The sequence below is a fragment of the Bosea vaviloviae genome (assembly GCF_001741865.1).
In the GTDB taxonomy this organism is placed as follows: Bacteria; Pseudomonadota; Alphaproteobacteria; order Rhizobiales; family Beijerinckiaceae; genus Allobosea; species Allobosea vaviloviae.
In genome coordinates this window covers 1,926,324-1,952,886 of the sequence record NZ_CP017147.1, presented here as the reverse complement: position 1 = coordinate 1,952,886, position 26,563 = coordinate 1,926,324, and the positions used below count along the sequence as shown (strand labels likewise).

Genomic DNA, 26,563 nt, shown 5'->3' with positions numbered 1-26,563 from the left:
GATTCTTGCATGCGCCTCTGGATCAAGAACCCGCTCGGCATCGTCGCGGACAATGCCGGCGGCGGGATCGTCGTCGATGGCGCGATCATCGCCGAGCTCGTACCGGCAGGCGGCTCCCCCGCCCTGCCCGTCGACGGGGTCTTCGACGCCTCGCGCCATGTCGTGCTGCCGGGGCTGATCAACACGCATCACCATTTCTACCAGACGCTGACGCGAGCCCATCCGGCCGCGATCGATCGCGAGCTGTTTCCCTGGCTGACCGCACTCTACCCGCTCTGGGCGAGACTGACGCCCGATGACCTGCGATTGGCGGTCCGCGTTGCGCTGACCGAACTCCTGCTCTCCGGCTGCACCACGGCGGCGGACCATCATTACCTCTACCCGAAGGGGCTGGAGAACGCCGTCGACATCGCGGTCGAGGAGGCGCGGGCTCTGGGCATCCGCGCCACGATCTCGCGCGGCTCGATGAACCTGTCGCAGAAGGATGGCGGCCTGCCGCCCGACAGCGTCGTCCAGGACGAAGAGACGATCCTGACCGACAGCGAACGGGTGCTTTCCCTGTTCCATGATCCCGCGCCGGGCAGCATGGTCCAGATCGCGCTCGCACCTTGCTCGCCGTTTTCGGTGACCCCGGCGCTGATGGTGAAGAGCGCGGAGCTGGCAGCACGCTTCGATGCGCCGCTGCACACCCATCTCGCCGAGACCAGGGATGAGGACGCCTATTGCCTCGAAGTCTATGGCAAGCGCCCGCTCGACCTGCTGGAGGAGACCGGCTGGATGCGGCCAAAGACCTGGCTGGCGCATGGCGTGCATTTCAGCTGCGAGGAATGCGAACGGCTGGGGACTGCGGGCGTCGGCGTCTGCCATTGCCCGACCTCGAACGGGGTGCTGGCCTCCGGCTTCTGCCGGACGCGCGAATTGGAGGAGGCCGGGGCGCCGCTGGGCTTGGGCGTCGACGGCTCAGCCTCCAATGACGGCTCGAACCTGATGGAGGAATTGCGCCACGCACTTCTGATCAACCGCCTGCGCTATGAGAGCGCCACGGCCGTGACCGCGCGCGACGTGATCCGCTGGGCGACGGAAGGCTCGGCGCGCTGCCTCGGACGCTCAGATATCGGGCGGATCGCGCCCGGCCTGCAGGCGGATCTGGCGCTGTTTTGCCTCGACGAATTGCGCTTCTCCGGCGCGCATGACCCAGTCGCGGCGCTGGTGCTGTGCGGCGCGAACCGGGCCGACCGGGTGATGATCGCCGGCGCCTGGCGGGTGATCGACGGGGCCGTGCCGGGGCTCGATCTGGCGGCACTGCGGCGCTCGCATGGAGCGGCGGCAAAACGTTACGCCTGAGCGGGAGCCGTTTCCGATCCAATTGGACCGGAAACGGCTCCCCTCTTTGTTTTAACGCGTTTTCTTCACGCGAACCGGTGCCCACTTCGCTCGAAAACGCTCCGGTCGCCCAGAATCTTGACGCATTTCTCGGCTTGATTCGTGGCCGATCACGGCCAAGGGAGTCAGGCGCCATGAAGATCGGTTTGATCGCGGCATTGGGGTTGGCTCTTCTCGGCAGCGGCTGTGTCACGATCGCCGAGCGACGCGCGCTCGACGAGGAGCGCTGTCGCTCCTACGGCTTCCGCCCCGGCACTGACGGCTATGCGAATTGCCTGCTGCATATCGAACTCGACCGATCGGCCAGCCGCAGGGTCTGGGTCGAGCGCGATTACTACGGACCCTATTACGGCTATGGCTTCGGCTACGGCTTCCGGCGCTGGTGACAGTTCGTTCCGTCAACTGGCGGGCGGGCCGTCGCGCTCCAGCCTGAAATCGCGCAGTTGCGGCAGCTTGGCGTGCAGCCGGTGCAGGAAGCCGGTCAGCTGCGCCTGTTCCTCCGCCGTGAAGCCTTCGAGCAGCAGGCGCTCGCGGGCGGTGGCGAGCGCGATCAATGCGTCATGCAGGGCATAGCCGCTCGGCGTCAACTCCAGCACCTGCCGGCGGGCGTCGCGATCGTCGGGCCGCTCGGTGACATGGCGGGCGGCAACCAGGGCCGCGACGCTGCGGCTGACCGCGCCCTTGTCGAGCCCGATCACCTCGCAGATGCGCTGCGCCGCAATCGCCGGCTCGATGGCGAGCTGCGAGATGACGCGCCATTCGGTGACGCCGACGCCGAAACGCTCAAGATAGAGCCGCGACGAGCTGCGCGACCAGGTGTTGGAAATTGCGGTCAGGAAATAGGGAACGTAACCGCCGAGATCGAGAACATCCCGCTCCGGGCCGGCAGCGGCCTTGTGGCGCTTCGTCGAGGGCATGGCGCATCCAGAGAAGTCAGGCCGGGTATCTCACACGCCGCTGCGGGATGCGGCAAGCGCCATGAGCCGGCGCATCTAATAGAGCCTATATTGGCCAGCGCCTTGCGTGCGCGCAGGCCCGCCATACGGGGAAGCCCGTGGCGCCGGCGCCGATGCCGGGCATACTGCGCCTCGCGACCAAATCATCTGCCTGTTCAAGGAACCAGCCCATGCCGACCCCTGCCTACGACATCGTCATCCGTGGCGGCACGCTTGCGACGGCGACGGATGTGTTCAAGGCCGATCTCGGCATCCAGGCCGGGCGCATCGCCGCGATCGGGCTCGACCTGCCCGCCGGGGTGCAGGAGATCGACGCGAAGGGCAGGCTCGTCTTGCCCGGCGGCGTCGACACCCATTGCCATATCGAACAGCTCTCGGGCAGCGGGCTGATGAGCGCCGACAATTTTGAGACTGCGACGCGCTCGGCGGCTTTCGGCGGCACCACCTCGGTGATTTCCTTCGCTGCCCAGCATCGCGGCGCCAACCTCGCCAGCGTGGTTGAGGAGTATGCGGCCCTGGCCAAGAAGGGCGCGATCATCGACTACGCCTTCCACCTGATGGTGGCGAACCCCGACGAGCAGACCGTCACGCAGGATCTGCCGGCGCTGATCCGCGCCGGGCACCGCTCGGTCAAGGTCTTCATGACCTATGACGCCGTACAGGTCGATGACGGGCAATTGCTCGACGTCCTGATGGCGGCACGCTCGGCCGGAGCGCTGGTCTGCGTCCATGCCGAGAACCACGGCCTGCTGAAATGGATGGGCGAGCGCTTGATGAAGCGCGGCTACACCGCGCCGAAATACCATTCCGTCAGCCACCCCCAGGCGGCCGAGGTCGAGGCCTTCCACCGCCTGATCGCCTTCTCGGAACTGCTCGACCAGCCGATCTGCATCTTCCATGTCTCGACCGCCGAGGGCGCCAAGGTAATCCGCGAGGCACGCGGGCGCGGCGTCAAGATCTATGCCGAGACCTGCCCGCATTATCTCTTGATGACCGCCGCCGAACTCGACAAGCCCGGCATCGAGGGCGCGAAATGGGTCTGCTCCCCGCCGCAGCGGGGTTCGTCCGACCAGGAGGCGCTGTGGCAGGCGCTGGCGCTCGGCGACCTGCAGATCCTCTCCTCCGACCACGCACCCTATCGCTTCGACGAGACCGGCAAACTGAAATACGGCCCCAATCCCGGCTTCAAGCAGATCGCCAACGGCATGCCGGGGCTCGAGATGCGGCTGCCTGTGATGTTCGACGCTATGGTCTCGCAAGGCCGGCTCGGGCTGAAGAAATTCGTCGAACTGACCGCGACCGCCCCGGCCCGGATCTACGACCTGCCGGGCAAGGGCTCGCTCGCCATCGGCATGGATGCCGACATCGCGGTCTGGGATGCCGACCGCAAGATCGTGCTCGCCGACAACCTGCACGACAACACCGGCTACAACCCCTTTGCCGGCCGTACCATCACCGGCTGGCCGGAGACGGTGCTCAGGCGCGGCGAGGTCGTCGTCGCGCAGGGCGCACTGAAGGCGCAGCCGGGCTCGGGCCGATTGATGCTGCGCGAGGCCGGCGAGGCAACCCGACCGACCGGGACGCTCTCGCCCGAATTCGACCCGGCGCGGAATTTTGGCGCCAAGCTGTATTGATGCGAACGAACCACCCCCGTCATTCCAGATCGGCGCCGCTTCGCGGCTTGTCCGGAATGAGGGTGTCGTTCAGGCAAATATTCGTATTCTGAAGGAGCGCCCATGGCCGGCACCATCTTCGTCATCAACCCGAACTCGACCGAGGCCGTCACCGCCGGCATCGACAAGGCGGTCGAGCCGCTGCGCTCGGTGGACGGCCCCAAGATCGCCTGCCTGACTCTGACCGAAGGGCCTGCGGGCATCCAGTCGCAGCGCGACGCCGACGGCGTCGTCGGGCCGCTGCTGAAGCGGGCAGCCGGGCTGGAGAACGAGGCGGCAGCCTTCGTCGTCGCCTGCTTCAGCGACCCCGGCATGCATGCGCTGCGCGAGCAGAGCCGCCGCCCGGTGCTCGGCATCGCGGAATCGGGCGTGTTCCAGGCCCTGACGCTCGGCCAGCGCTTCGGCGTGATCGCGATCCTGCCGAGTTCGATCCAGCGGCATCTGCGCTATTTCGGCGCCATGGGCGTGATGGGGCGCTTTGCCGGCGATCTCTCGATCGGGATGGGCGTGACCGAGCTCAGCAATGCGGAGAAGACGCTGGAGCGCATGACCGCGACCGGCAGGACGCTGCGCGACACGCATCATGCCGACGTCATCGTGATGGGCTGCGCCGGCATGGCGCGCTTCCGCCGGCCGCTGGAGGAGGCGCTCGGCGTGCCGGTGGTCGAGCCGACCCAGGCCGCGACCGCGATGGCCGTGGGACGAGTGCGGCTCGCCGCAGCCTAAGGGCAGGATACGAAAAAGTGGGAACGGGTTTTTCGCATTGATCCTGCTCTCACTCTTGGATGAGAGACGGATTCAGATGTCAGATGGGATCACTTCGTGAGCCCATCTGACATCATCCGGCTGTAGCCCGCACCCAGGCGGAAACTTTGCGAAATGGCCGGAACCGGAAGGGCGCAACGGCGTTGCAATGCCGCCGCCTTCTCTCCGGGAGTTCTCGCCGTGGATCAGGATCGTATCGTCCGGATTGCCAGGGCCATGTGCCGCGCCGCGCGCATGGACCCGGACAAGCCTCTTGCGATCCAGGCTATCCGCGAAGAGATGCGATTTGCGCAGACCGACGCGGAAGCCTCTCCCTTGCCCGCCTGGCGGTATTTTCAGCCGGAAGCGGCCGCCTTCGTCGCGCGTCATCGCCTGCGGACAGAGACTGCTTGAACGGAGACGCGCTGAAGCGCCCTACTCCTCCGCCTCGTCCAGGCGCATCTCGAAGGCCAGCATCGCATCGGCCAGCGCAGCGAGTTCGGCGTCGCGCGCCGGGCTCTCGGGCGAGGCGCTCAGCTCCTGGACGCGCTCCTGAGCCCGCTGATAATCTTCTTCGGTATGGACGACGATCGGCTGCTTCATCGTCATAACCGGCACTGCGATTGTGGCGTCTTCATGAGCGGCGCCACAATCTCCACGACACTCCGCGCCCCGACGCCCCGCCGGCTATCCGTGGCATAGGAACAGTCTATTAGCCCGACGAAGATCTCCTGACCTATGGTTGGCTCCGCGGCATCCCGCCTCGTTCGCCCGAGCGACGGCGGCGCGGAGCGCCCGCGGCAAAACCCGCCGAAGATGAAGCGGCGCGCCGGACGGGCCGACACCATAAAAACAGGGGACGAGATCGATGGCACGGTTGGGATTGGCATCATTCATGGGCGGCATCGCCCTGACGCTGCTGGGGCTCTCAGCCCCGCCAGCACTGGCCGGCAAAGCCGACGACACGCTCAACGTCGCCTTCGCACTCGAGCCCGAGGCGCTCGACACCTACAAGATCGCTGGTCGCGAGGGGCTGATCCTGGCCCGGCACATCTATGACGGCCTGCTCTACAAGGATCTCGACACCGGCGAGATCAAGCCGGCGCTGGCCAAGGCCTGGCGCTTCACCGACCCGATGACGATGGAGTTCGATCTCCGCGAGGGCGTGACCTTCCACAACGGCGCGAAGTTCACTGCCGACGATGTGGTCTACACGCTCAACACCGCGCTCGACCCGAATTACGGCACGCGCTTCCGCATCGCCATCGACTGGATCCAGACAGTCGAAAAGGTCTCGGAATTCCAGGTTCGCATCAAGATGGCGAAACCCTTTGCCGGCGCGGTCGAGATGCTGGCCGATGCGCTGCCGATCTATCCTGCCGCCTATTTCAAGGAGGTCGGCTCGGCCGGCATGGCGGCCAAGCCCGTCGGCACCGGCCCCTACAAGCTCGTCGAGATGACGCCGGGCATCCGCTACGCCTTCGAGCGTTTCGATGCCCATTATGCCGGCAGCCCCAAGGGCAAGCCGGCGATCGGCAAGATCGTCGTGCGTACCATCCCCGAGCTCAACACCCAGTTCGCCGAGCTTCTGGCCGGCAAGCTCGACTGGAGCTGGCGCATCCCGCCCGACCAGGCGGCACGGCTCGCGAGCCGCATCCAGATCGTCAACGGCCCGATCATGCGCGTCGCCTATGTCGGCCTCAACGTGACGGCCAAGGGCAAGGACTACCCGACCAAGAACCTGCTGGTGCGCCGCGCCATCAACCATGCCGTCAACCGCGAGGCGATCGTGAAAGCCTTCGCCGGCGGCGCCTCGCAGGTGCTGAACGCGGCCTGCAACCCCAAGCAGTTCGGCTGCGCGCAGGATGTCGCGACTTACGCCTATGATCCGGCCAAGGCCAAGGCGCTGCTGAGCGAGGCCGGCTTGCCCAACGGCGTCGATATCGAGATGGTTTTTGCCGCGATGCCGCGCCCGGTCGCCGAGGCGGTCGCCTCCGACCTCACCAAGGTCGGCATCCGGGTGACGCTGAACGAGCAGCAATATGCAGCCGGCGTGCAGAAATGGCGCGCGGGCGAATTGCCGGCCTTCTTCACCAATTGGGGCAGTTACGGCACCGGCGACGTCGCCTTCATCATCTCGAACTTCTTCGGCGGCGGCGCCGACGACCTCGTCCAAGACAAGGAGGTGATCGATCTCGTCACCGCAGCCGACACGGCGCAGGACCGGGCTCTGCGCCAGGAGAACTACGCCAAGGCGCTGAAAAAGATCGCCGACCAGGCCTATTGGCTGCCGATGTACGACTTCAACATCAATTACGGCCTGTCGACGGCGCTCAACTTCAAGCCGCACCCCGACGAGTTCGCCCGCTGGTGGCTGTCGAGCTGGAAGTAGGCTTCCTCGGAGCAACGCCGTCATTCCGGGCGACCGAAGGGAGGCCCGGAATCCATCGAAGGGCTCCGGCGCTTAGAGCAGGATGCGAAAAAGTGGGAACCGGTTTTTCGCAATCGATCCTGCTCTAACTCTTTGATGAGAGACGGATTCAGATTTCAGACGGGATCACAAAGTGACCCCGTCTGAAATCATCCGGCTGTAGGATGGATTCCGGATCGGCGCCGCTTTCGCGGCTTGTCCGGAATGACGGTGCGGTTGGAATAGCAAGCGCACGCGCTCACACAGCCTCTGGATGGAACCGCCATGCTGCCCTTTCTCGCGCGCCGCCTGATCGTCGCCGTCCTCGTCGCGCTTGCGGTGTCGATGGTCGCGTTCGGGCTGATGTTCGTCGCCGGCGATCCCGCGGTGGTGCTCGCTGGCCAGGCGGGCCGGGCCCAGGATGTCGAAATGATCCGGCAGGCCTATGGGCTCGACCGGCCGCTGCCGGTGCAGTTCCTCGGCTGGATCGGCCGGGCGCTGACGGGCAATTTCGGCACAAGCCTGTATTTCAACCTGCCGGTCGCCACGATCATCGGCGAGCGCTTGCCGGTCACGCTGATGCTCGGCAGCGCCGCCTTCCTGCTCGCCATGCTGGTTTCGGTACCGCTCGGCATCGCCGCCTCGCTCAAGCCCGGCGGCCTGCTCGACCGCGCCGCGCTGCTGCTCGCCGTGCTCGGACAGGCGATCCCGAGCTTCTGGCTCGGGCTGATCCTGATCGTCGTCTTCGGCGTCTGGTGGGGCCTGGTCCCGATCTCGGGAACCGAGAGCTGGCAGGGCTATATCCTGCCCGTGATCGTGCTGAGCTATTACGCCATGCCGGCGCTGATGCGCCTGACCCGGGCCGGTATGATCGAGGTGCTCGGGGCCGATTATATCCGCACCGCCCGCGCCAAGGGGCTGGCGCGGCTGCGCATCCTCATGGTGCACGCGCTGCGCAACGCCGTGCTGCCCTTGGTTTCGCTGGCGGCGGTGCAATTCGGCATGATGCTCTCGGGCTCGATCGTGATCGAGAGCGTCTTCGCCATCAACGGGCTCGGCCGCCTCGCCTGGGAATCGCTGCTGCGCAGCGACCTGCCGGTGGTGCAGGCGATCATCCTGATCCTGTCGCTGATCTATGTGACGCTGACGACCGCGGCCGATCTGGTCAATGCCTGGCTCGATCCTCGCCTGAGGAGCGCCTGATGACGGTGCTCGATCTCGACAGCCGGGTGCTGCAACGGCGCAAGCTCTGGCGGCGCATCAGCCGCAGCACCGGCATCCATCTCGGCGGCGGGCTGCTGGTGCTGATCGCCTGCATCGCGCTGTTTGCCCCGCTGCTCGCGCCGCATGATCCGATCGCGCAGGACCTGACGCGCCGGCTGCTGCCGCCCTTCTGGCAGGCCGGCTCCGACCCGGCGCATTGGCTCGGCACCGACCATCTCGGCCGCGACTATCTCTCGCGACTGATCTTCGGCGCGCGGGTCTCGCTCGGGATCGGGCTCGGCGTGACGCTCTGCGCCGGGCTGATCGGCACGATGCTCGGGCTGCTTGCCGGCTATTTCGGCGGCAAGACCGATATGCTGATCAGCTTCATCATCACGACGCGGCTGTCGCTGCCGATCGTGCTGGTCGCGCTCGCCGCCGTCGCGCTCGGCGGCGCCTCGCTGCAGACATTGGCGATCGTGCTCAGCCTCCTGCTCTGGGACCGTTTCGCCGTGGTGGTACGCTCGGCGACACAAGGGCTGCGCAACCGCGAATTCGTCCAGGCCACGATCTCGTTCGGCGCTTCCAGCCTGCATGTGATGCTGCGCGGCATCCTGCCGAACCTGCGCAACACGCTGATCGTGGTGGCGACGCTGGAGGTCGCCAATGTCATCCTGCTGGAGGCGGCTTTGTCGTTCCTGGGCCTGGGCGCGCGGCCGCCGACGCCGTCCTGGGGGCTGATGATCGCCGAGGGACGCGAGCACATCCTGTTCGATCCCTGGCTGATCGCTTTGCCCGGTTCGGCGCTCTGCCTGCTCATCCTCGCCGTCAATCTGCTCGGCGACGGCGTGCGCGACGCACTCGATGCCACGAGCTCCTGAACCCGCCCCGGCCGCTCCCGAGAGCGAACGGCACGCGCCCTGCATACCGAGCCCGAGCTTGACGCGCGGCTCAAGCTGCGTTGCCATCCCGTTTCGCGGTGGCGGCACGGCTGCGCGTGTTAACGTGCAGGCCAGGCCGAAGGGAGAGTTCGTGACGGCAAAGCGCCCGAAACTGCATCACCTGAACTGGAATCTCCTCCACACCTTCCTGGTGATCGTCGAGGAGCGCAGCATCACGCGTGCCGCCGACCGGCTGCTCGTGCGCCAGCCCTCGGTCAGCGCAGCCCTGCAGCGGCTGGAAGAGACGCTTGGCGGACAGCTCGTGCAGCGCGACAGCCGCCGCTTCGTCCTGACCAAGCGCGGCGAGCTTTTGCACAAGGAATGCGTCGACATCTATCGCAGCGTCGCCCGCATCGGCGAAAAGCTCTCGGAAGAACATGACGAGCTGACCGGGCTCGTGCGCGTCCAGCTCATCACGCATATGGTCCTGCCGGCCTTCGATCGGGCGCTGTCGTTGATGAGCCGCCGCCATCCCGGCGTCACCGTGCGGGTCGAGGTGGCGAGCAGCCAGGACATCGTCCGCTCCGTCTCGCAAAGGCTGAGCCCCTTCGGCTTCTGCCTTTTGCCCAATCCGCTCGCCGGGCTGAATTGCCGCCATTTGCTGCGCGAGGAGTTCGGCATCCTGTGCGGGCGCGACCACGCGCTCCATGGCCGGGCCGGCGTGCCGCTCCATGAGCTCGCCGACGAGCCTTTCATCGCACTCGCCTGCGGCCAGGACGGCGCGCTCGAGCCCATGGTCTCGCTGCGCGAAGGCGCGGGGCTGGGCAGCCGCACGGTCGGCGCGAGCCCCAATCTGGAGGAGGTCGCGCGCATGATCGCCGCCGGCATGGGCATCGGCATCCTGCCGCTCGCCTCGGTGCAGGACGCGCTCGACACCGGCACGCTCTGGAACCTGTCGGGCGCGGGCGGAGGGCTCGGCGCCGATCTCTATTTCGTCAGCAGCCCGGCCATGGGGCTCAGCGCGGCCGAACTCGCCTTCCAGCGCCTGTTCGAGGACATGCTGGAGGCCGAAAGCGCGCCGCCCGAGATCATCGACAACCCGCTGATCGCAGGGCTGACGCTGCCGCTGGCTTGAGACTTTCCAGCTCGCCTCGGAACCACACCCGTCATTCCGTGGCGATCCGAAGGATCGAAACCGGAACCCATGAACACCGCCTCATTCGCCATGGTCGGCCTTGTGCCGACTATCCACGTCTCCGCTGGTCGAGAATCGTGTTCAAGACGTGGATGCTCGCCACAAGGGCGAGCATGACGAACTGGACCAGCGTCGTGTTCATGGGTTCCGGTTTCGCGCCTTCGGCGCGTCCCGGCATGCCGCCCGGTTTCCCGCAAACGCGACGGGCCTACCGGTCCGCGCGTTCCAGCACGCATTGCAGCAGCACGTTCAGCCCCGGCTCCAGATCCTCGCGGGTGCAGAGCTCGCCATTATTGTGGGTGATGCCGCCCTGGCAGGGGGCGAAGATCATCGTCGTGGGCGCGTGGCGGGCGATGTAATAGGCGTCGTGCCCGGCCTGGCTCAGAATATCCATGTGGCGGTAGCCGCGCGCGGCCGCCGAGGCGCGGACCTGATCGATCAGCTCCTCCGCGAAGATGCGCCCGCCCCATTTCCAGATATCGAGGATCTCGACGCCGCAATCGGCTTTCGCGGCCGCCTCGAAAGCGGCGCGGCGCATGCGCTCGGCCATCACCTCCGAGGTCACCGGGTCGGGATGGCGGACATCGCCGACGGCCTGGGCCCAGTCGGAGAGGATGCCCGGCTTGTTGGGCCAGGCGACGAGCCGCGCGGCAGTGGCCTTGCCGCCGCTGCCGGCGTGGTCCCAGCCGAGATCGTCGACCGCGACGAGGAAGCGCGCGCCGGCAAGCAGCGCGTTCTTGCGCCGCTCCATCGGCCAGGGGCCGGTATGGGCGGTCTCGCCCTTGAACTCGACCAGCATGCCGGTCGAGGGGAAGCCGCCGGTGACGACGCCGAGCTGCATGCCCTCGCGATCGAGGATCGGACCCTGCTCGATATGGAATTCGAAATAGGCGTCGAAGGCGTGGGGCTTGTCCTCCATCTCGCCGAGATAGCCGATGCGCTTAAGCTCCGCGCCGATCGTCTTGCCGTCCTCATCCGTACGCCCGCGCGCCCAGTCCAGCGCATAGGCGCCGGTGAAGGCGCCGGAGCCGACCATGGGCGGCGAGAAGCGCGCGCCCTCCTCATTGGTCCAGTTGACCACCTCGATCGGCCGGCGCGTGCGCTTGCCCAGCGCATCGAGCGTGCGGCAGACCTCCAGCCCCGCCAGCACGCCGGCGACGCCGTCGAAGCGGCCGCCATTGAACTGGGTGTCGAGATGGCTGCCCATCACCACCGGCGGCAGGCTGCTATCGGTCCCGGCGCGACGGGCGAAGATGTTGCCGATGCCATCGACGCGGACGCTCAAGCCGGCCTCGCGGCACCAGGCGACGAACTGATCGCGCACCTCCTTGTCGGAATCCGACGCCGCCAGGCGCGACAGGCCGCCCGGGCGGCCTGGCCCGATCTCGGCGGAGCGCTCGATCGTCGTCCAGAAACGTTCGATGTCGATGCGGGCGTCGCTCGGCACAGGCATGGCAATCTGCTCTCGGATATGCGTTTCGGCGGGGCACCGCTCGCCGGACAGGTTGGGTCACCGTCCCGATAAGGATAGTTGGCGACGGCCCGGCCCCTGGCAAATAGATATTGGCTATGCCTGATATCCGGGCGGCGCGGTTCCCCGCATAAACAGCAGATCCTAGACGACCCGCTGCAACGCCTCGCCGACCCGATTCAGAACCCCGATCTCGCGCTCGGACAAGGCGTCCTCGCTCGGCTCCGGCCGCGAGCAGAACCTGACCAGAACCAGGCGGCTTTCAGGATCGATCCAGAGCCATTGGCCATGGATGCCGACGCCGCAGAAGGCGCCGCGCGGATTGCCGGTGAGGTACCAGCAGGAGCGATACCGCCCGTCCAGGAACATGTCCCAGAAATTGCCCGTCTCCCAGGCCCGGCGATTGCCCTTAGTGCGCATATCGGCAACCCATTCGCTGGGTACGACCTGCCTGCCGTCGCGGGCCCGCCCGCCATCGAGGACGAGTTGGCCGAAGCGCGCCAGATCGCGCGCCGTCGCGCAGATACCGCCGCTGGCGCGGGCGGTGCCGGCGCGATCGACCGTGACATAAGCCGCCCCGCGCGCACCCATGGGCCGCCACAGGCGCTGCGCCAGATAGGCGTGATAGGGCGTGCCGGTGGCCCGTTCGATGACCAGCCCGAGCATGTCGGCATTGGGCGAGGCGTAGTAGAAGGCCCGACCGTGCTCGGCGGCGCTGCGGCCAAGCGAGGTCATGACCTGCTCCAGCGTCTCCGGTGTTTCGCCCGGGCGCGCCGGATTCCACAGCATGGCGCGGCGATAGCGATCGAACAGGCCGGTGGTGTCGAGATAACTCTCCTCGAAATCCAGCGCGACGGTCATGTCGAGGAGATCGCGCACGGTCGCGCTCGCATAGGCGCTACGAGTGGGCGCGGCGACATAATGCGAGATCGGCGCGGCAGGATCGAGCTTGCCCTCGCCGATCGCGATGCCGGCGAGCATGCCGGTGACCGATTTCGAGATCGAGAAGATGGTATGCGGCCGGTCGCGGTCGAGATGGGGCGCATACCATTCGGCGACGACCTCGCCATCGCGCATGGCGACGAGCGCGTCAGTGCTGGAGCGCGTCAGGTGCTCGCGCAAGGTGAGCCGCTGGCCGTCGGGATAGTCGACCTCGATCCCGTCGAAGAGCGCGCTTCCGGCATCGGACTCGGACAGGCCGGGCTCGCTGATCGCGGCTGTCGGCACCAGCGCGTCAAGGTTCTGGAAGCTCCATTGGCAGAAGGGCGCGATCCGCCAGTTCGCGAGCGCCGCTTTCTCCAGAATCGCCTGCTCCAGCATCGCCGTCCTGGGCGCCATTTGGGGATCGATAGGGGTCATCGGAGCATCCAGCATTATGAAATGGCCCGAGAGCGCGGCAGGCGCGTCCGGGCACCGTCGGCGTCACAGAGACCGGAAGGAGGCTGCGCTGTCGATGTCAATAATCGCAGCCCCGCAGCATAAAAACTGAGGCGGCATCGCCGCATCGAGGCTCAGTGCATGTAGAGGCGGACAGTGTCGCGCGCCGCGCTAATCTCGTCGCAGATCCACTCATCGAGCAGCTTGACCTGCCGCCGCCGGCGCATATCCGGCGGGCGCACGAGATAATAGGAGGCGCCTGTCGGCACCGCCTTGCGCACGGGCGCGACGAGCCGGCCGGCCTCGAGCGCCTCATGGGCGAGCACGACATCGGTCATCGCGACGCCAAGCCCGGCCTCGGCTGCGCTGAGGGCCATGTCGAGGGCGTCGAAATCCAGCCCCTTGCGCGTGTCGAGCGGATGCCCGGCCTTCTCCGACCAGGTCAGCCAGTCCTGCCTGTCGGGCAGCGGGTGCAGCAGCGTCGCCCGGTCGAGATCGCCATCGGGACAGTCGCTGCCGGAGAGATAGCCGGGCGCGCAGACCGGCAGGATCCATTCCGGATAGAGCTCCGTGGCGCAGTCCTGGGGCCAGTTGCCGATGCCGTAGCGGATGCCGAGATCGGCGTCGGTGTCGTTCAGGGTCATGTCGTTGAGGCGGGTCTGGACATTGACCTTGATCAGCGGGTGCTGGGCCTGGAAGGCGCGCAGGCGCGGGAAGAGCCAGCGCAGAGCAAAGGTCGGCAGCACCTTGATCGTCACCGCGTCGCGGTCGCTCTGGAAGGGATCGACGGCGCGGGCGATGTGGTCGAAGGCCTCTTTCACGCCCATGGCGAGGCGCTGGCCGGCATCGGTGATCTCGAGGCCGTTATGGGTGCGCATGAAGAGCGGCGTGCCGAGCTGCTCCTCCAGGATGCGCACCTGGCGGCTGACCGCGCTTTCGCTGACATGCAGGGACAAGGCCGCCTTCTTGATGCTGAGCTGGGCCGCGACGACCTCGAAGCAGCGCAGGGCGTTCAGTGATGGCAGACGGCGTGTCATGACGGTTTCCGGCCTTTCAGGCGCCGCAATATCGCATGACGAGCCGGCTTTTGTCTCGCCATCGACGCGTCGCAGGGCCCAGCCCACTCATCGGATGTCCATGCGTGGGTCGAGCGCATCGCGCAGCCCATCGCCGATGAAGTTGAAGCTGGTGACGGCGAGCGTGATCGCCAGCCCCGGCAGGATCGCGAGCCAGGGCGCGCTGGTCAGGTAGATCTGGGCGTTGTTGAGCATGTTGCCCCAGCTCGCCACCGGCGGCTGGATGCCATAGCCGAGGAAGCTGACATAGGATTCGAGCAGGATCGCCTTGGCGACGTTGAGCGTGGCCGCGACCACGATTGCCGCCATCGCATTGGGCAGGAGCGAGCGGACCATGACGCGCCAATCGGAGGCGCCCATCGCCTTGGCCGCGACCGCGTAGTCCTGCTCGCGCAGCGAGCGGATCTGACCCTCGACGATGCGGGCGACGTTCATCCAGGCGGTCGCGGCGACGAGCAGCGTCATCGAGACCAGGCTGGGCTCGACCAGCGCCGCCAGCGCCAGCAGCAGGAAGATCGTCGGGAAGCACAAGACCGCATCGACGAAGCGCATCAGGAGCGAACCGATGATGCCGCCGTAATATCCGGCGACCGTGCCGATCGTGGTGCCGACGACCACGGCGATCACCATCGCCATGAAGCCGATGGCGAGCGAGATGCGCCCGCCCATCATCAAGCGCGCGAGGATGTCGCGGCCGAGTTCGTCTGTGCCCAGCCAATGCGCGCCCGAGAGCGGCCAGGCGAAGCGATGCATCACGTCGATACGGGTGTCGTCGAAGGGCAAGAGATAGGGGCCGAAGAAGGAGCCCAGGAACAGCACGGTGATCGTCACCGCCCCGGCCATGGCAAGCTTGTGCCGGCGGAAGCGGCGCCAGGCGGCATTCTCGGCAGGCGGCGGCACTAGGACGGTATCGTCGAGCAGCGTTTGCAGATTCGCCATGATTCAGCCCATCCGAATGCGCGGGTCGGCGACGGCATAGAGCATGTCGGCCAAGAGCGAGCCGAGCAGCACCATGACGGCGGAAAACATCAGGATGCCCATCACCACCGGGTAATCGCGATACTCGATGGAATCGAGGAAGAGCCGGCCCATGCCCGGCCAGGTGAAGACCGTCTCGGTCACCAATGCGCCGCCGAGCAGGGTCGGGAACTGCAACCCCGCCAGCGTGATCATCGGCAGCAAGGCGTTGCGCGTCGCATGGCCGCGCAGCACCTGGCGCTCCGGCAGGCCCTTGGCGCGCGCCGTGCGGATATAATCCTGGCCGATCACCTCCAGCATGGCCGAGCGCATGAAGCGCGCCCAGATCGCGGTCTCGACCAGCGCCAGCACCAGGGCCGGTGCGATGAGATGGTGCAAGAGATCGAGCGGCGAACCGTCCCCGATCGTCTGGCGGTTGCCGGCCGGCAGCCAGCCGAGCTGGACCGAGAACAGATAGATCGCGATCAGCCCGAACCAGAAGGTCGGGATCGACAGCGCGACCATGGCGCCGATCGTCGCCAGCGTGTCGAACAGGGAATAACGCCGGACCGCGCCGAGAATGCCGATCCAGCAGCCGAGCCCGATCGCGATCACGGTCGAGACGGCCATGAGCTCGAAGGTCGCGCGCAGATGCGAGCCGATGACGGCGGAGACCGGCGCGCCGTCGCGAAAGGACAAACCCCAATCGCCGCGCAGCATGCGCCAGAGCCAGTCGAGATATTGCGCCAGTAGCGGCCGGTCGAGCCCGAGCTGACGGGTGATCCGGTCGAGGTCCTCCTGCGACATCTGCGAGGAGAGCGCGAATTGCGACAAGGGCCCGCCCGGCGCCAGATGCAGGATCGCGAAGCCGATCATCGAGACCAGCGCCAGGAGCAGCAGGCACTGCCCCAGGCGCTGCAGGAGATAACGCCCCATATCAATGCGCCCGGAGCATCACGAGGCCCAGTACCAGGACCGCATGTTCCAGCAATTCGACGAGCAGTTGATGTTGGCCGCGAAGCCCTGCAGGCCGTCCTTGAGCCCCTCCGCCATCACGGTCTGGTAGATCGGCAGCAGAGCGAGATCGTCGCGGATGATCTGCTGGATGCGGCCATAGGTGGCCTTGCGCGCCGCCTGGTCGAACTGCGTCGCGCCTTGCGCCAGGAGCGTGTCGACCTCGGCGTTCTGGTACTGGCAGGTGTTGAGGCCGCTGCCGCCCTTGGCGGGAATGGCCTTGCTGCTGAAGCGCGGCGTCACGTCGGGGTCGCTGCCCTGCATGAAGTTCGAGCCGACCATCACCGACTGGAATTTCGACTTCTGCCAGAACTCGCCCCAGATCACCGCGGCGGGCATGTTGCTGATGCGCATGGCCGCGCCGACGGCCTGCCAATCCTGCGCCAGCAACTGCTGGGACTGTTCGCGGCCGGGATTGCCGACGGTCGTCGAATTGGTGAATTCGAGCCTGACCCCGGCTTTGGCGCGGATGCCGTCCGGGCCGCGCACCCAGCCTGCCGCATCGAGCAGCGCATTCGCCTTGGCGGGGTCGTGCCGGTGGACCGGAAGCTTGTCGGCATAGGCCCAGGATTGCTGCGGCAGGAAGGATTCCGTCGGCACGGGCAGGCCGTAATAGAGCGCGTCGATGCGCGCCTGCTTGTTCATCGCGAGATAGAGCGCCTCGCGCACCGCCTTCTCGGCGAAGGGGCCGTATTCGAGATTGAGCGCGATATGCTCGACGAAGGCCGTGGGCGAGAGCGAGACCTTGCGGCCGCGCAGGCTTTGCGCCTCCCTCACGAAATGCGCCGAGATGCCGGAAAGCCCGAGATAATCGACCTGCCCGGTGCGGAACTGCGTGTAGAGCATCGTCAGATCGGGGATGTATTTGAAGACGATGCGTTCGAGATGCGGCCCCTGCCCATGATAGGCGGGGTTGGCCTGTAGCAGGATATGATCGCCCGCCACCCGCTCGCCCCAGCGGAAGGGGCCGGTGCCGACAGGCGCGCTGTTGAAGGGCGCGGTGTTGGGATCGCTCGCCTTTTCCAGGATGTGCCTGGGCACGATGAAGGTCAGCGCCAGGATCGAGAGATAGGGCGAATAGGCGCTTTCCATGCGCCAATGGATCTCGTCGGGCGCGACCACGCGGATGTCCCGGACGAGGCCGTGGCCGACGCGGTTGCGGACCCGGAAGCCGGGATTGTTGATCAGGTCGAGCGTGTATTTGACGTCCTCGGCCGTAAACGGCGTGCCGTCATGCCATTTCGCATCGCTGCGCAGCTTGACCTTCCAGACCAGCCCGTCGGCTGACAGGCCGCCATTCTCGAGCGACGGCACCTCGCGGGCGAGATCGGCGACCAGCTTGCCCTGGGGATCGATGTACCAGAGCGGGCTGAAGACCTGCCACCAGACGCCCTGATCGACCTCGCTGCCGGGCATCAGCGGGTTGAAGACGGTCGGCTCCTGCGAGATGCCGGCGACGACCTGGCCGCGCGGGCTGGCGGGCGGGCGCGCCTGCGCGAAACCCGATGTGGCGCGTCCGAGCCCGAGTGCCGCTCCCGCGCCGAGCGCGATCAATCCCCGCCGCGTCGGGCTTGCGAAGTCCGAATTCCTGCTGGCCATGGTCTTTATCCCCTGGTGTTGAACGGGCTGTGTTCAGCCTCGACAGTGATGCGCAGGCCCCAGCTTCAAGCGGCTGGGCGCAACGTCTCCCGCTGCGGCGACAGGTCCGCAGCGGACACGCCGAGCGCGCGCAATCCCTCTGGCAAATCCCGATCGCACATGATCGCCGCGATCGCCTGGCCCATGGCCGGCGAGGTCAGGATGCCGCAGCCGCCCTGCCCGGCGAGCCAGAAGAAGCCCTCGGTGTCGGCAGCCCGAGCCCCCGCGACAGGGTTCTTGTCGGCGGTGAAATTGCGCAAGCCCGCCCATTGGCTGAGCGGACGCCCGACCCTGAAGCTGGTGTCCTGCTCGATATTGTGGATCGCCTGCGCGACGTCGATATCCTCGGGATGGACGTCGCCCGGCTCGGTCGCGACCGCATCGGCGAGACTGCCCATCAGGCAGCCGGTCTCGGGCTTCACATACCAGCGGTAGTCGACATTGCTGACATGGGGCCATGCCGCCGTGCCGAGGCCTGCGGGCGAGGCGAAGGTGAAGGCGGTGCGGCGATGCGGGACGACGCCGAGCGGCGCCACCCCAGCGAGCCCTGCGACCTGATCGACCCAGGCGCCCGCCGCGTTGAGCAGGAGCGGCGCGCGGATCTGCTGGCCGTCGAGCGAGACCAGCCATTGGCCGCCCTTGCGCTCGATCGCGGCGATACTGGCGCCGGCGAGCAATTGCGCGCCCCTGGCCTTGGCCCCGCGCAGATAGCCCTGGAGCAGCGTGTTGACGTCGATATCCATCGCGTCGGGCTCGTAGACGCCAGAAGCGACATGTTCGGCGAGCAGTGCCGGAAACAAAGCGAGCGCCCCGGCCCGGTCGAGATGCTGCGCCCGGGCTCCGACAGAGGCCAGATTGTCGTGCAGGCGCGAGAGGGATTGCTCCTGCCCGGCGCGGGCGACGGTCAGGCAGCCGCGCGGCGTCAGGATGCGCTCTTCGGCGAAGCCGGGCGGCGGACTTTCCAGGAAGGCGCGGCTCGCCTGAGCCAGGCGCCGCATCGTGCCCGCGGCGATGCCGACGGTGAACTGCGCCGCGGTACGGCCGGAGCTGTGATAGCCGAAATGCGGCTCGCGCTCGATCAGCACGACAGAGCCTTGACCGGACAGGAAATAGGCGGCGGACGCGCCGGCGATCCCTCCTCCGATGATGATGACATCCGCCTGCATCTCGTCTCTCAACTTTCTCTCGTGGCGCGAGCCTGCTTCTCTCGCGGCGCGGCCGACTTCTCCCGCAGCGCCGCCTGTCGGCCCAGCCGGCTCGCCGTGCAGCAAGGAGGTCACCGCCCCTGCCCGTTGTCGATGACAATTAATCGAAGCCGACCGCGCAAAAACCGGGGCCAGACCCCAGATTCCTCGGCCCCCGCCTCCAATTATTGAAATCGACACAGCCGGCATCCGGCGTGATCCCTGAGGTCATACGACCCTTAGGGATAGGCGATAGCGACCATGCCCGATTTGAAGACCGCCCCAAATTTGAAGACCGCCCCAAGCAGCCGCCGCCGGATCTCGTCCGGCAGCGAATTCGAGCGGACCTATAGCTACAGCCGCGCGGTCGTGGTGGGGCCGCATGTCATGCTCTCGGGCACGACCGGCTACGACTATGCGACGAGCACGCTGCCGGCAGGCGCACGCGAGCAGACGCTGCAGCTTTTCACCAATGCAGCGGCGGCCTTTGCCCAGGCCGGCGCGAGCCTCGCCGATGTCGTGCGCGTGCGGATGTATATCTCCGGCGCGGAACACTACGAGACCGTGATGGCGGTCTTCGCCGAGACCTTCCGCGGCGTCGATCCGGCCTGCACCACGGTCGAGGCCGGGTTGTTCGACCCGGCGATTATCGTCGAGATGGACATGGACGCCGTCAGCGATGCCGGCGCTTAGTCTCTATTCGCATGTGCCCGACGATGTGATCGCGCGGCTCGGGCCGCGGCCTTGCGCCTTTCCCAGCCGGGTCGATGCCGTCGTCATTGGCGGCGGCATCGTCGGGGCCGCCTGCGCCTATGAATTGTCGCTGAAGGGCCTGAGCGTCGCGCTGGTCGAGCGCGACAAGATCGCCTCGCAGCAATCGGGCCGCAATTGGGGTTTTGTGCGCACGCAGTATCGCGACCCGGCCGAATTGCCGCTGGCGGTCGAGGCGCTCTCGATCTGGCCGACGCTGGAGCGGGAGCTTGGCCGCGAGATCGGCTGGCGCCGCAGCGGCTGCGTCTTCGTGGCCGAAAACGAGGCTGAGTACGAGACCTTCGCGCAATGGCAAGCGGCGACCCGGGACATCGCCAGCGATGCCCGGATGCTGAATCGCGACCAGACCTGCGACTTGCTGCCGGCGCTGGCGAGCAAGGTTCCCGGCGCGCTGTTCACGCCCTCGGACGGGCAGGCCGAGCCGGCGCTGGCGACGCTGGCGCTTGCACGCGCCGCCGAGGACAAGGGCGCCCTCATCCTGGAGGATTGCGGCGCGCTTGCCATCGAGACTGCGGGCGGACGCATCACCGGCGTGCTGACCGAGCACGGCCTGATCGGATGCACGACCGTGGTCTGCGCGGCGGGCGCGCAGGCGCATCGCTTCCTCAAGCCGCTCGGCCTGATACTGCCGCAGCAGATCGTCCGCAGCACGGTCTCGCTGACCGCGCCCATGGCGGAGCTGAGCACGCCCTGCTTCTGCGGCTTCGGGCTCGGCCTGCGCCAGCGGGCGGACGGCTCCTGCATCCTCGCCGCCGATTCCAGCTCCGATATCGATGTGACACTCGATTCGATGCGCGCCGCCGGCTATTTCCTGCCCGAACTGCTCAGGCACCGCAAAGGCTTCGCCCTGCGGCTCGGCCGTCCCTTCATCGACGATGTCCATGCCCGCATCGCCCTGCCGGAGCAGGAGCGCCTGGTCACGCCGCGACGCCCGCGGATCCCGGCCAATGCGCAAAAGGCCGCCGACACGGCCGGGTTGTTCGCGCGTTTGTTCGAGGGCGCGGGCCAGGCCCGGATCGTGAAATCCTGGGCCGGGCAGATCGATGTGTTGCCGGACGCGCTACCCGTCATCGACGCGCCGCCAGCGGTTCCCGGCCTGATCGTAGCGACCGGGTTCTCGGGCCATGGCTTCGGCCTCGGCCCCGCCGTCGGCCGCCATGTCGCCCGGCTTGCCGCCGGCGAACAGGCCGGCGAAGCAATCCGGCCGTTCCAGCTCGATCGCTTCGTCAAGGGCGCCTATTCGCGCCCGCACGCGCCGCTTTAGACCCCCGCACGGAGATCGCCATGATCCATGAAAGCCCGGCCTTCTACCTGGCGATAGCCGACAGGCTCACGCTCCCGACCAAGGCCTTCATCGATGGCAGCTTCGTCGCCGCGAAGTCGGGCGCGGTGATCGAGACCGTCAACCCGGCGACGGGGCTGGTCCTCGCGGCGGTCGCCCATTGCCAGGCCGAGGATGTCGACCGCACTGTGGCCGCCGCGCGACGCGCCTTCAGGAGCGGCGTCTGGTCGCGCGTCGCGCCCGAGGCGCGCAAGGCCGTCCTGCTGCGTCTGGCAGAGTTGATCCGCGCCAACAGCACCGAGCTCGCCGTGCTCGAAAGCCTCGACAGCGGCAAGCCGATCAGGGACTGCCTGAAGGAGATCGCGATCGAGGTGCCCGACACCTTCCAATGGTATGCCGAGCTGATCGACAAGAGCTTCGGCAAGGTCGCGCCGACCGGCGAACAGGCTTGCGCGCTGATCCTGCGCGAGCCGATCGGCGTCGTGGCGGCGGTGCTGCCCTGGAATTTTCCGTTGCTGATGGCCGCCTGGAAGCTGGCCCCGGCCTTGGCCTGCGGCTGCTCCGTTCTCGTCAAGCCGGCTGAGCAGACCTCGATGTCGATCCTGCGACTGGCCGAACTCGCCAATGAGGCTGGGATCCCCGCCGGCGTGCTCAACGTCCTGCCGGGCCTCGGCGAGACCGCTGGGCAAGCGATCGGCCGCCATGGCGATATCGACGCCGTCTCCTTCACCGGCTCGACCGAGGTCGGGCGGCTGTTCCTGCGCTATGCTGCCGACAGCAACCTGAAGTCGATCGGGCTCGAAATGGGCGGCAAGAGCCCCTTCATCGTCCTCGATGACGCTGAATTGTCGCCTGAGATGATCGACAACGCCGTCATGGCCGCCTTCTGGAATGGCGGCCAGAACTGCTCGGCGAATATGCGCCAGATCGTCGACCGGTCGCGGCAGGAGGAATTCCTCGATCGCGTCGTCGAACGCGCCAAGGCCCTCGTCATCGGTGCGCCGCTCGACCCCGCGACCGAACTCGGCCCGCTGATCACGCGGGAGCATCGCCGCCGCGTGCTCGACTATGTCGAGAGCGGCAGCCGGGAGGGTGCGCGGGCGGTACTCTCGGGCGCGGCTTTCGACAGCGACGCACCCGGCAGCTTCCTGGGGCCGACGGTCTTCGCCGATCTCGCCCCGGAGATGACGATCGCGCGCGAGGAGATCTTTGGGCCGGTGCTCGGGGTGATGCCGGTCGACGGCATCGAGCAGGCCCTCACGATCGCCAATGGCAGCGAATATGGGCTGCATGCGACGGTCTACACCAGGGATATCGACCGGGCCCTGTTCATGGCGCGGCGCTTGGCTTGCGGCACCGTCGCGGTCAACGGCTTCACCGAGGGCGACCTGAAGACGCCGTTCGGCGGCTATAAGCGCTCCGGCTCGCTCGCCCGCGACAAGGGCACGGAGGCGATGGCCCAGTATCTCCAGACGAAGACGATCTGGCTCAGCCTCGACGGCAGATACGCTTCGATCCCCGGCTGAGCCCGGCGCAAGAACGCAGTTACTTTATACAATAACAAATTTTATCAACCTTATAGGCTGTCCCATTGGCCATCAGAGTGCTAGCTGTCGCGTAGGGCTAACTTTCGGGGGAGGTGCCGCGTGAACGTCCAGAACTCCGCAGTCGGCGCGCCGGTCGAAAGAAAGACTCCAAATCCGATCGACAAGCATGTCGGAAGCCGTGTCCGCATGCGCAGGATGCTTTTGAAAGTCAGCCAGGAGCGGCTCGGCGATGCGCTCGGCCTGACCTTCCAGCAGATCCAGAAATACGAAAAAGGTACCAACCGCATCAGCGCCAGCCGCCTGCAGCAAATCGCCAAGGTGCTCGACGTACAGGTGTCCTTCTTCTTCGAAGGCGCCCCCACCGGCGACATGCCCGATGGCCGCTTCTCGGCCGCCGCCTCGACCGCCTATGTCTCCGACTTCCTGACGACCAGCGAAGGCGTGCAGCTGACCAAGGCCCTGATGCGGATCAAGAGCGACCGCGTCAGGCGGCGCGTCGTCGAGCTGGTCGAGGCAATGGCCGAGGCAGACGACAGGGACGCCTGAGCGTTCGAACGCGAGAGCAGGATGCGAAAAAGTGGGTACCGGTTTTTCGCATTGATCCTGCTCTCACTCTTGGATGAGAGACCGGGCCCACTTCGCGCGAAAACGCTATAGCCGCACCAGCCGTCACCGGTCGGGCGAGCTCTGGCCACGGTCCCCGCCGGCGACCAGCGAAACCTGCGCGCCCTCCAGCTTCGCGAGCTCGATCTCGACCTCTTTTTGGGCGTGCTCGAGAATGCTGCAGAGCAAGGGGCTTCCGAGGACGTTCGCTGCCGCCGCCAGTTTCGGAATATCCTTCGCCAGGATCGTCAGCGCTTCAGCCTTGGCCTTGTCCTTAGCCTTCGTCATAAGCCCGCCTCGAACGCAAACCGCGGCGGAAACTTAGAGCAGGATGCGAAGAAGTGGGAACCGGTTTTTCGCATTGATCCTGCTCTCACTTTTAGATGAGAGACAGATTCTAGAGAGGCAACCTGGATAAATCTACGATGCCAGCTTCGCCACTGCTCCCGGAGTGAAGAAGCTCATTATTTTTTTGCGCTCCATGTAGTGTTCTATCTCGGTGGGACTGACGAATTCCTCGCGGAACCAGGGATATAGCGAGGCGTCGAAGGACTGTACGACCCAGTCGATCGTCTGCCGAATATGGCGCAGCTCAGCCGCCTGCGGGTGGTAGGCGAGCCAGATGTCCCGCCGGAGGACGAAGTCCTTGGCGACATGGACGAGCCCGCTCGAGACGATGGGCGCATAGGTCGGCAGGGCCGTTACGCCCCAGCCGCTCAGCGCCGCCACAAACTGGGCGGAGCTGATATTGACCCGCATATTGACGAAGCGGCGCTTGTCCTCGCGGGTCATTTCCTCCTCGACCCTCTCGCTCCTGATCTGCGGAGCCTCGATCTCGACGAAGTGGTAGTCGGCGATGTCAGCCTTGCTGGCCGGTGCCCCGTATTCGTCGACATAGCTCTGTGCGGCATAGAGAACGACGTGGAGATAGCCGATTCTCCGGACGATCAGATTGGGATCCGTCGGCTTGTCCAACTGGATCGCCAGGTCGACCTCCAGATCCGAGATGTTCGGCGCCGTCATCGAGCATTTCATATCGAACTGGATGTCGGGATGGGCCCGACGCAGATTGCCGAACATCGGCGTCAGCCAGAAGGCGCCGAGGCCCTCGGTGATGCCGACGCGCGCCGTCGGCTTCAGGTCCTGCCTGCCCCGCATCGAGAGCGCGCCGAAGACCTTGGCCTGCTTCTGGATTTCCTCAGCCGCAGCAATCAGGCGCTCACCGGTCTTGGTCAGCGACACACCGGCGGCCGAGCGGTGGAACAGGACTGCGCCGGTCTGCGCTTCGAGGTCCATGATTCGGCTGCGGAGCGCCTTCGCGGAGTGCCCGGTCGCGGCAGCAACAGCGCGAATGCTGCCAAGCCGCGCGAGCGTTAGAAAGATTCGAATGTCGTCCCAATTGAAATTCACCTCGTTCCCACCCGTGGGGTGAGAACTTTTGGAGACCACGTGCCTCATTTTCGACTTATCCCCGACTCCAGAGATTAAGGTTAACCTAACCTTGTTGCGTACCTAGTTTCTCGTACCCAGAAGGATTTGCGTCATGGGATTCCACTATTCGCTGAAGGAGCACTTTAATATTGCGCAAACTCAGCGCAATTTCCGCACGCTCGACTACACGAAATACGGGCGTGGATACACGACGTTCAGCCCGACAAAAAGAATCATCGACTATTCGATGAGAATGGCAAGCGCCGATATACCCGGCCTGTCAACGCTCGATCGGGTTATGAACGTGTTTCAGCATAATCCCGATACAATTTCGGCTTTCTCGCGCGGCTGGTCTGACGACCCCAAGGCCACACCGATCGGCATCCTAGCGCATCTGCCGCTGAATCAGGCCGGCGCGCGCGCGCTCTTCACCGGCGCACTGGACACCGCCAACCCCGATCTGAAGTTCATCTGCCGGCCGAGCGAACGCGCCGCCGTGCTCTACTTCTGGTTCATCTACCTCCCGGAGGGCCAGGGCGGCGGTATCTCGCTCGTGATGGAGCGCATGACCAGCGACAAGAACCGGGGCCTCCCGATCTTCTGCAAGCCGGCGAACACAAAGGCGCAGACTTTCTTCGAGAAGATGGGCTTCGTCATGGGCGCGGCCTATGACGGGCTGAAATCCTACCAACTGATGAGCTGCGCCCTGCCCGACCCGGTCGCCGGCCGCAAGCCCTATGACAACTTCATGCCCGGCCTGAACGCCGGCACAAAGAAGACCTCCGTCACCGTCGTGCACTCGGCCGACGACCTGCTCAAATGCATCGCGATTCGCGGGGCCGCCTATGTCGAGGACCGGAGCATTCCTTATGCCGAGGATGTCGACGGCAACGACTACACGGCGACGCATCTGCTCGGCTATGTCGGGGACGAGCCCGCCGGCTGCATCCGGCTGCGCTACTGGGCCGACTTCATCAAGATCGAGCGGCTCGCGGTGCTGCCGCGCTGCCGTGGCGGTTTGGCGCTCGATCTCGTGCGGGCGGCGCTCGCCTTCGGCCAGGACAAGGGCTATCGGCGCTTCTACGGGCAGGCCGCCTTCCCGGTCTCGAAGATCTGGGAGCGCTTCGGCTTCAAGCGGCGCCCTGGCGCCGGCCTCTCCTATCTGACCGACGAGGTCTATTACGAGATGGACCTCGTCACCGAGCCGTCAGACTGGCGGCTTACGCCCGATTCGGGCGCCGCGGTGCTCGTCCGGCCGGAAGGCCAATGGGACCGTCCCGGCCCGCTGGAAGCCAATGCGGAGACCCCAGATCTCCCTGACAAATCCCTCGGCTCCGGCGAATGGATCCCGGGTGTGAGCCCGACCACGCTCTATCCCGACAAGGATATCCCTGGCTGCGTCAACCCTTTCTACGGGGAGTCCCCAACCTGCGGGAAGGACTCCTGGCCACCTCTGATCTACGGACGACTACAAGGAGTGAACGATGGCGCCGACTGACATCACGCAGCCGACAGCGATCTCCGAGGCCGACATCGATGCGATGATCGGGATGACCGAATATCTCATCGAGGAGGCCGTCAAGGTGAGCGCGGTTGCAACCGCCCTGTTGGGCCTGGCGAAGGGGGAGCTGCTTGCCAGCAAGATGATCCTGAGAGGCGAGGTCGCCTCTCTGAGCGGACGTGCGGCCAGATTGATGTGACGCGAAACCCGCTGCGGGATCCGCAGCGGGTTTTCGCATGACGGCATCAGGATGGCGGCGCATCCTG

The 26,563-nt window shown here is 66.3% G+C and carries 26 protein-coding genes; 15 read left to right on the top strand and 11 right to left on the bottom strand.

Annotated features, from left to right (window positions below):
* Positions 1-9 precede the first annotated feature (9 nt).
* Positions 10-1,344, top strand: a complete 1,335-nt coding sequence (locus BHK69_RS09120; RefSeq protein WP_069689821.1) for an 8-oxoguanine deaminase — start codon at positions 10-12, stop codon at positions 1,342-1,344.
* 173 nt (positions 1,345-1,517) lie between these two features.
* On the top strand, positions 1,518-1,769 hold the full coding sequence (locus BHK69_RS09115) for a hypothetical protein (RefSeq protein WP_069689820.1): 252 nt from the start codon (positions 1,518-1,520) through the stop codon (positions 1,767-1,769).
* Positions 1,770-1,781: 12 nt separating this feature from the next.
* On the opposite strand, the gene BHK69_RS09110 is transcribed toward BHK69_RS09115, so the two are convergent.
* A complete protein-coding gene (locus BHK69_RS09110) occupies positions 1,782-2,300 on the bottom strand; it encodes a MarR family winged helix-turn-helix transcriptional regulator (RefSeq protein WP_069689819.1) in 519 nt (172 codons plus the stop codon).
* Positions 2,301-2,509: 209 nt separating this feature from the next.
* Here BHK69_RS09110 and hydA point away from each other — a divergent pair, with 209 nt between their 5' ends.
* The 3 genes from hydA (at position 2,510) to BHK69_RS09095 (ending at position 5,170) form a co-directional block, all read left to right on the top strand.
* Positions 2,510-3,973, top strand: coding sequence for a dihydropyrimidinase (gene hydA / locus BHK69_RS09105; RefSeq protein ID WP_069689818.1), 1,464 nt, complete (start codon positions 2,510-2,512; stop codon positions 3,971-3,973).
* Positions 3,974-4,075: 102 nt separating this feature from the next.
* Positions 4,076-4,738 (top strand): aspartate/glutamate racemase family protein, encoded by a 663-nt coding sequence (locus tag BHK69_RS09100; protein ID WP_069689817.1) that lies wholly within the window; start codon positions 4,076-4,078, stop codon positions 4,736-4,738.
* Between the two features lie 219 nt (positions 4,739-4,957).
* The gene (locus BHK69_RS09095; RefSeq protein ID WP_148663358.1) at positions 4,958-5,170 is read left to right on the top strand and encodes a hypothetical protein; all 213 of its coding nucleotides are present in this window, start codon (positions 4,958-4,960) and stop codon (positions 5,168-5,170) included.
* A 21-nt stretch (positions 5,171-5,191) separates the two neighbouring features.
* Here BHK69_RS09095 and BHK69_RS32590 read toward each other — a convergent pair whose 3' ends face one another.
* On the bottom strand, positions 5,192-5,359 hold the full coding sequence (locus BHK69_RS32590; RefSeq protein WP_158516178.1) for a hypothetical protein: 168 nt from the start codon (positions 5,357-5,359) through the stop codon (positions 5,192-5,194).
* 292 nt (positions 5,360-5,651) lie between these two features.
* Here BHK69_RS32590 and BHK69_RS09090 point away from each other — a divergent pair, with 292 nt between their 5' ends.
* The 4 genes from BHK69_RS09090 (at position 5,652) to BHK69_RS09075 (ending at position 10,385) form a co-directional block, all read left to right on the top strand.
* Entirely contained in the window at positions 5,652-7,148 is a 1,497-nt protein-coding gene (locus BHK69_RS09090; RefSeq protein ID WP_199579079.1) for an ABC transporter substrate-binding protein, read from the top strand.
* Between the two features lie 303 nt (positions 7,149-7,451).
* Positions 7,452-8,369, top strand: coding sequence for an ABC transporter permease (locus tag BHK69_RS09085; protein WP_069689814.1), 918 nt, complete (start codon positions 7,452-7,454; stop codon positions 8,367-8,369).
* Positions 8,369-9,250 (top strand): ABC transporter permease, encoded by an 882-nt coding sequence (locus BHK69_RS09080; RefSeq protein WP_069689813.1) that lies wholly within the window; start codon positions 8,369-8,371, stop codon positions 9,248-9,250. Before BHK69_RS09085 ends, BHK69_RS09080 begins: the two co-directional genes overlap by 1 nt.
* 151 nt (positions 9,251-9,401) lie before the next feature.
* Positions 9,402-10,385 (top strand): LysR family transcriptional regulator, encoded by a 984-nt coding sequence (locus tag BHK69_RS09075; protein WP_069689812.1) that lies wholly within the window; start codon positions 9,402-9,404, stop codon positions 10,383-10,385.
* 268 nt (positions 10,386-10,653) lie between these two features.
* Here the strand turns inward: BHK69_RS09075 and BHK69_RS09070 are convergent, their stop codons facing one another.
* The 7 genes from BHK69_RS09070 to BHK69_RS09040 all read right to left on the bottom strand — a co-directional run bounded on the left by BHK69_RS09070 (position 10,654) and on the right by BHK69_RS09040 (position 19,156).
* Positions 10,654-11,898: a Zn-dependent hydrolase gene (locus tag BHK69_RS09070; RefSeq protein WP_069689811.1), complete on the bottom strand. Its 1,245-nt coding sequence runs from the start codon at positions 11,896-11,898 to the stop codon at positions 10,654-10,656.
* 162 nt (positions 11,899-12,060) lie between these two features.
* Positions 12,061-13,275, bottom strand: a complete 1,215-nt coding sequence (locus tag BHK69_RS09065; RefSeq protein ID WP_244548447.1) for a serine hydrolase domain-containing protein — start codon at positions 13,273-13,275, stop codon at positions 12,061-12,063.
* A 152-nt stretch (positions 13,276-13,427) separates the two neighbouring features.
* Positions 13,428-14,330 carry a LysR substrate-binding domain-containing protein gene (locus tag BHK69_RS09060; protein ID WP_069689809.1) on the bottom strand — a complete coding sequence of 301 codons (903 nt, stop codon included), beginning with the start codon at positions 14,328-14,330 and terminating at the stop codon, positions 13,428-13,430.
* A gap of 87 nt (positions 14,331-14,417) precedes the next feature.
* Positions 14,418-15,308, bottom strand: coding sequence for an ABC transporter permease (locus BHK69_RS09055; protein WP_069689808.1), 891 nt, complete (start codon positions 15,306-15,308; stop codon positions 14,418-14,420).
* A gap of 3 nt (positions 15,309-15,311) precedes the next feature.
* The gene (locus BHK69_RS09050; protein ID WP_069689807.1) at positions 15,312-16,262 is read right to left on the bottom strand and encodes an ABC transporter permease; all 951 of its coding nucleotides are present in this window, start codon (positions 16,260-16,262) and stop codon (positions 15,312-15,314) included.
* 18 nt (positions 16,263-16,280) lie between these two features.
* The gene (locus BHK69_RS09045) at positions 16,281-17,939 is read right to left on the bottom strand and encodes a peptide ABC transporter substrate-binding protein (RefSeq protein WP_069689806.1); all 1,659 of its coding nucleotides are present in this window, start codon (positions 17,937-17,939) and stop codon (positions 16,281-16,283) included.
* 65 nt (positions 17,940-18,004) lie between these two features.
* Positions 18,005-19,156, bottom strand: a complete 1,152-nt coding sequence (locus BHK69_RS09040) for an NAD(P)/FAD-dependent oxidoreductase (protein ID WP_199579076.1) — start codon at positions 19,154-19,156, stop codon at positions 18,005-18,007.
* A 267-nt stretch (positions 19,157-19,423) separates the two neighbouring features.
* Here BHK69_RS09040 and BHK69_RS09035 point away from each other — a divergent pair, with 267 nt between their 5' ends.
* The 4 genes from BHK69_RS09035 (at position 19,424) to BHK69_RS09020 (ending at position 23,308) form a co-directional block, all read left to right on the top strand.
* The gene (locus BHK69_RS09035) at positions 19,424-19,855 is read left to right on the top strand and encodes a Rid family hydrolase (RefSeq protein WP_069689804.1); all 432 of its coding nucleotides are present in this window, start codon (positions 19,424-19,426) and stop codon (positions 19,853-19,855) included.
* Positions 19,842-21,197 carry an NAD(P)/FAD-dependent oxidoreductase gene (locus tag BHK69_RS09030; RefSeq protein ID WP_069689803.1) on the top strand — a complete coding sequence of 452 codons (1,356 nt, stop codon included), beginning with the start codon at positions 19,842-19,844 and terminating at the stop codon, positions 21,195-21,197. Before BHK69_RS09035 ends, BHK69_RS09030 begins: the two co-directional genes overlap by 14 nt.
* 20 nt (positions 21,198-21,217) lie before the next feature.
* The gene (locus BHK69_RS09025; RefSeq protein ID WP_069689802.1) at positions 21,218-22,741 is read left to right on the top strand and encodes an aldehyde dehydrogenase; all 1,524 of its coding nucleotides are present in this window, start codon (positions 21,218-21,220) and stop codon (positions 22,739-22,741) included.
* 207 nt (positions 22,742-22,948) lie between these two features.
* Positions 22,949-23,308 carry a helix-turn-helix domain-containing protein gene (locus tag BHK69_RS09020; protein ID WP_069693503.1) on the top strand — a complete coding sequence of 120 codons (360 nt, stop codon included), beginning with the start codon at positions 22,949-22,951 and terminating at the stop codon, positions 23,306-23,308.
* A gap of 123 nt (positions 23,309-23,431) precedes the next feature.
* Here BHK69_RS09020 and BHK69_RS09015 read toward each other — a convergent pair whose 3' ends face one another.
* Both BHK69_RS09015 and BHK69_RS09010 read right to left on the bottom strand, forming a co-directional pair.
* Entirely contained in the window at positions 23,432-23,653 is a 222-nt protein-coding gene (locus tag BHK69_RS09015; RefSeq protein WP_069689801.1) for a hypothetical protein, read from the bottom strand.
* Between the two features lie 132 nt (positions 23,654-23,785).
* A complete protein-coding gene (locus BHK69_RS09010; protein WP_083269213.1) occupies positions 23,786-24,823 on the bottom strand; it encodes a LysR family transcriptional regulator in 1,038 nt (345 codons plus the stop codon).
* A 271-nt stretch (positions 24,824-25,094) separates the two neighbouring features.
* Here BHK69_RS09010 and BHK69_RS09005 point away from each other — a divergent pair, with 271 nt between their 5' ends.
* A complete protein-coding gene (locus tag BHK69_RS09005) occupies positions 25,095-26,294 on the top strand; it encodes a GNAT family N-acetyltransferase (protein WP_069689799.1) in 1,200 nt (399 codons plus the stop codon).
* The gene (locus BHK69_RS09000) at positions 26,281-26,496 is read left to right on the top strand and encodes a hypothetical protein (protein WP_069689798.1); all 216 of its coding nucleotides are present in this window, start codon (positions 26,281-26,283) and stop codon (positions 26,494-26,496) included. The genes BHK69_RS09005 and BHK69_RS09000 overlap by 14 nt, the downstream gene beginning before the upstream one ends.
* Positions 26,497-26,563 lie beyond the last annotated feature (67 nt).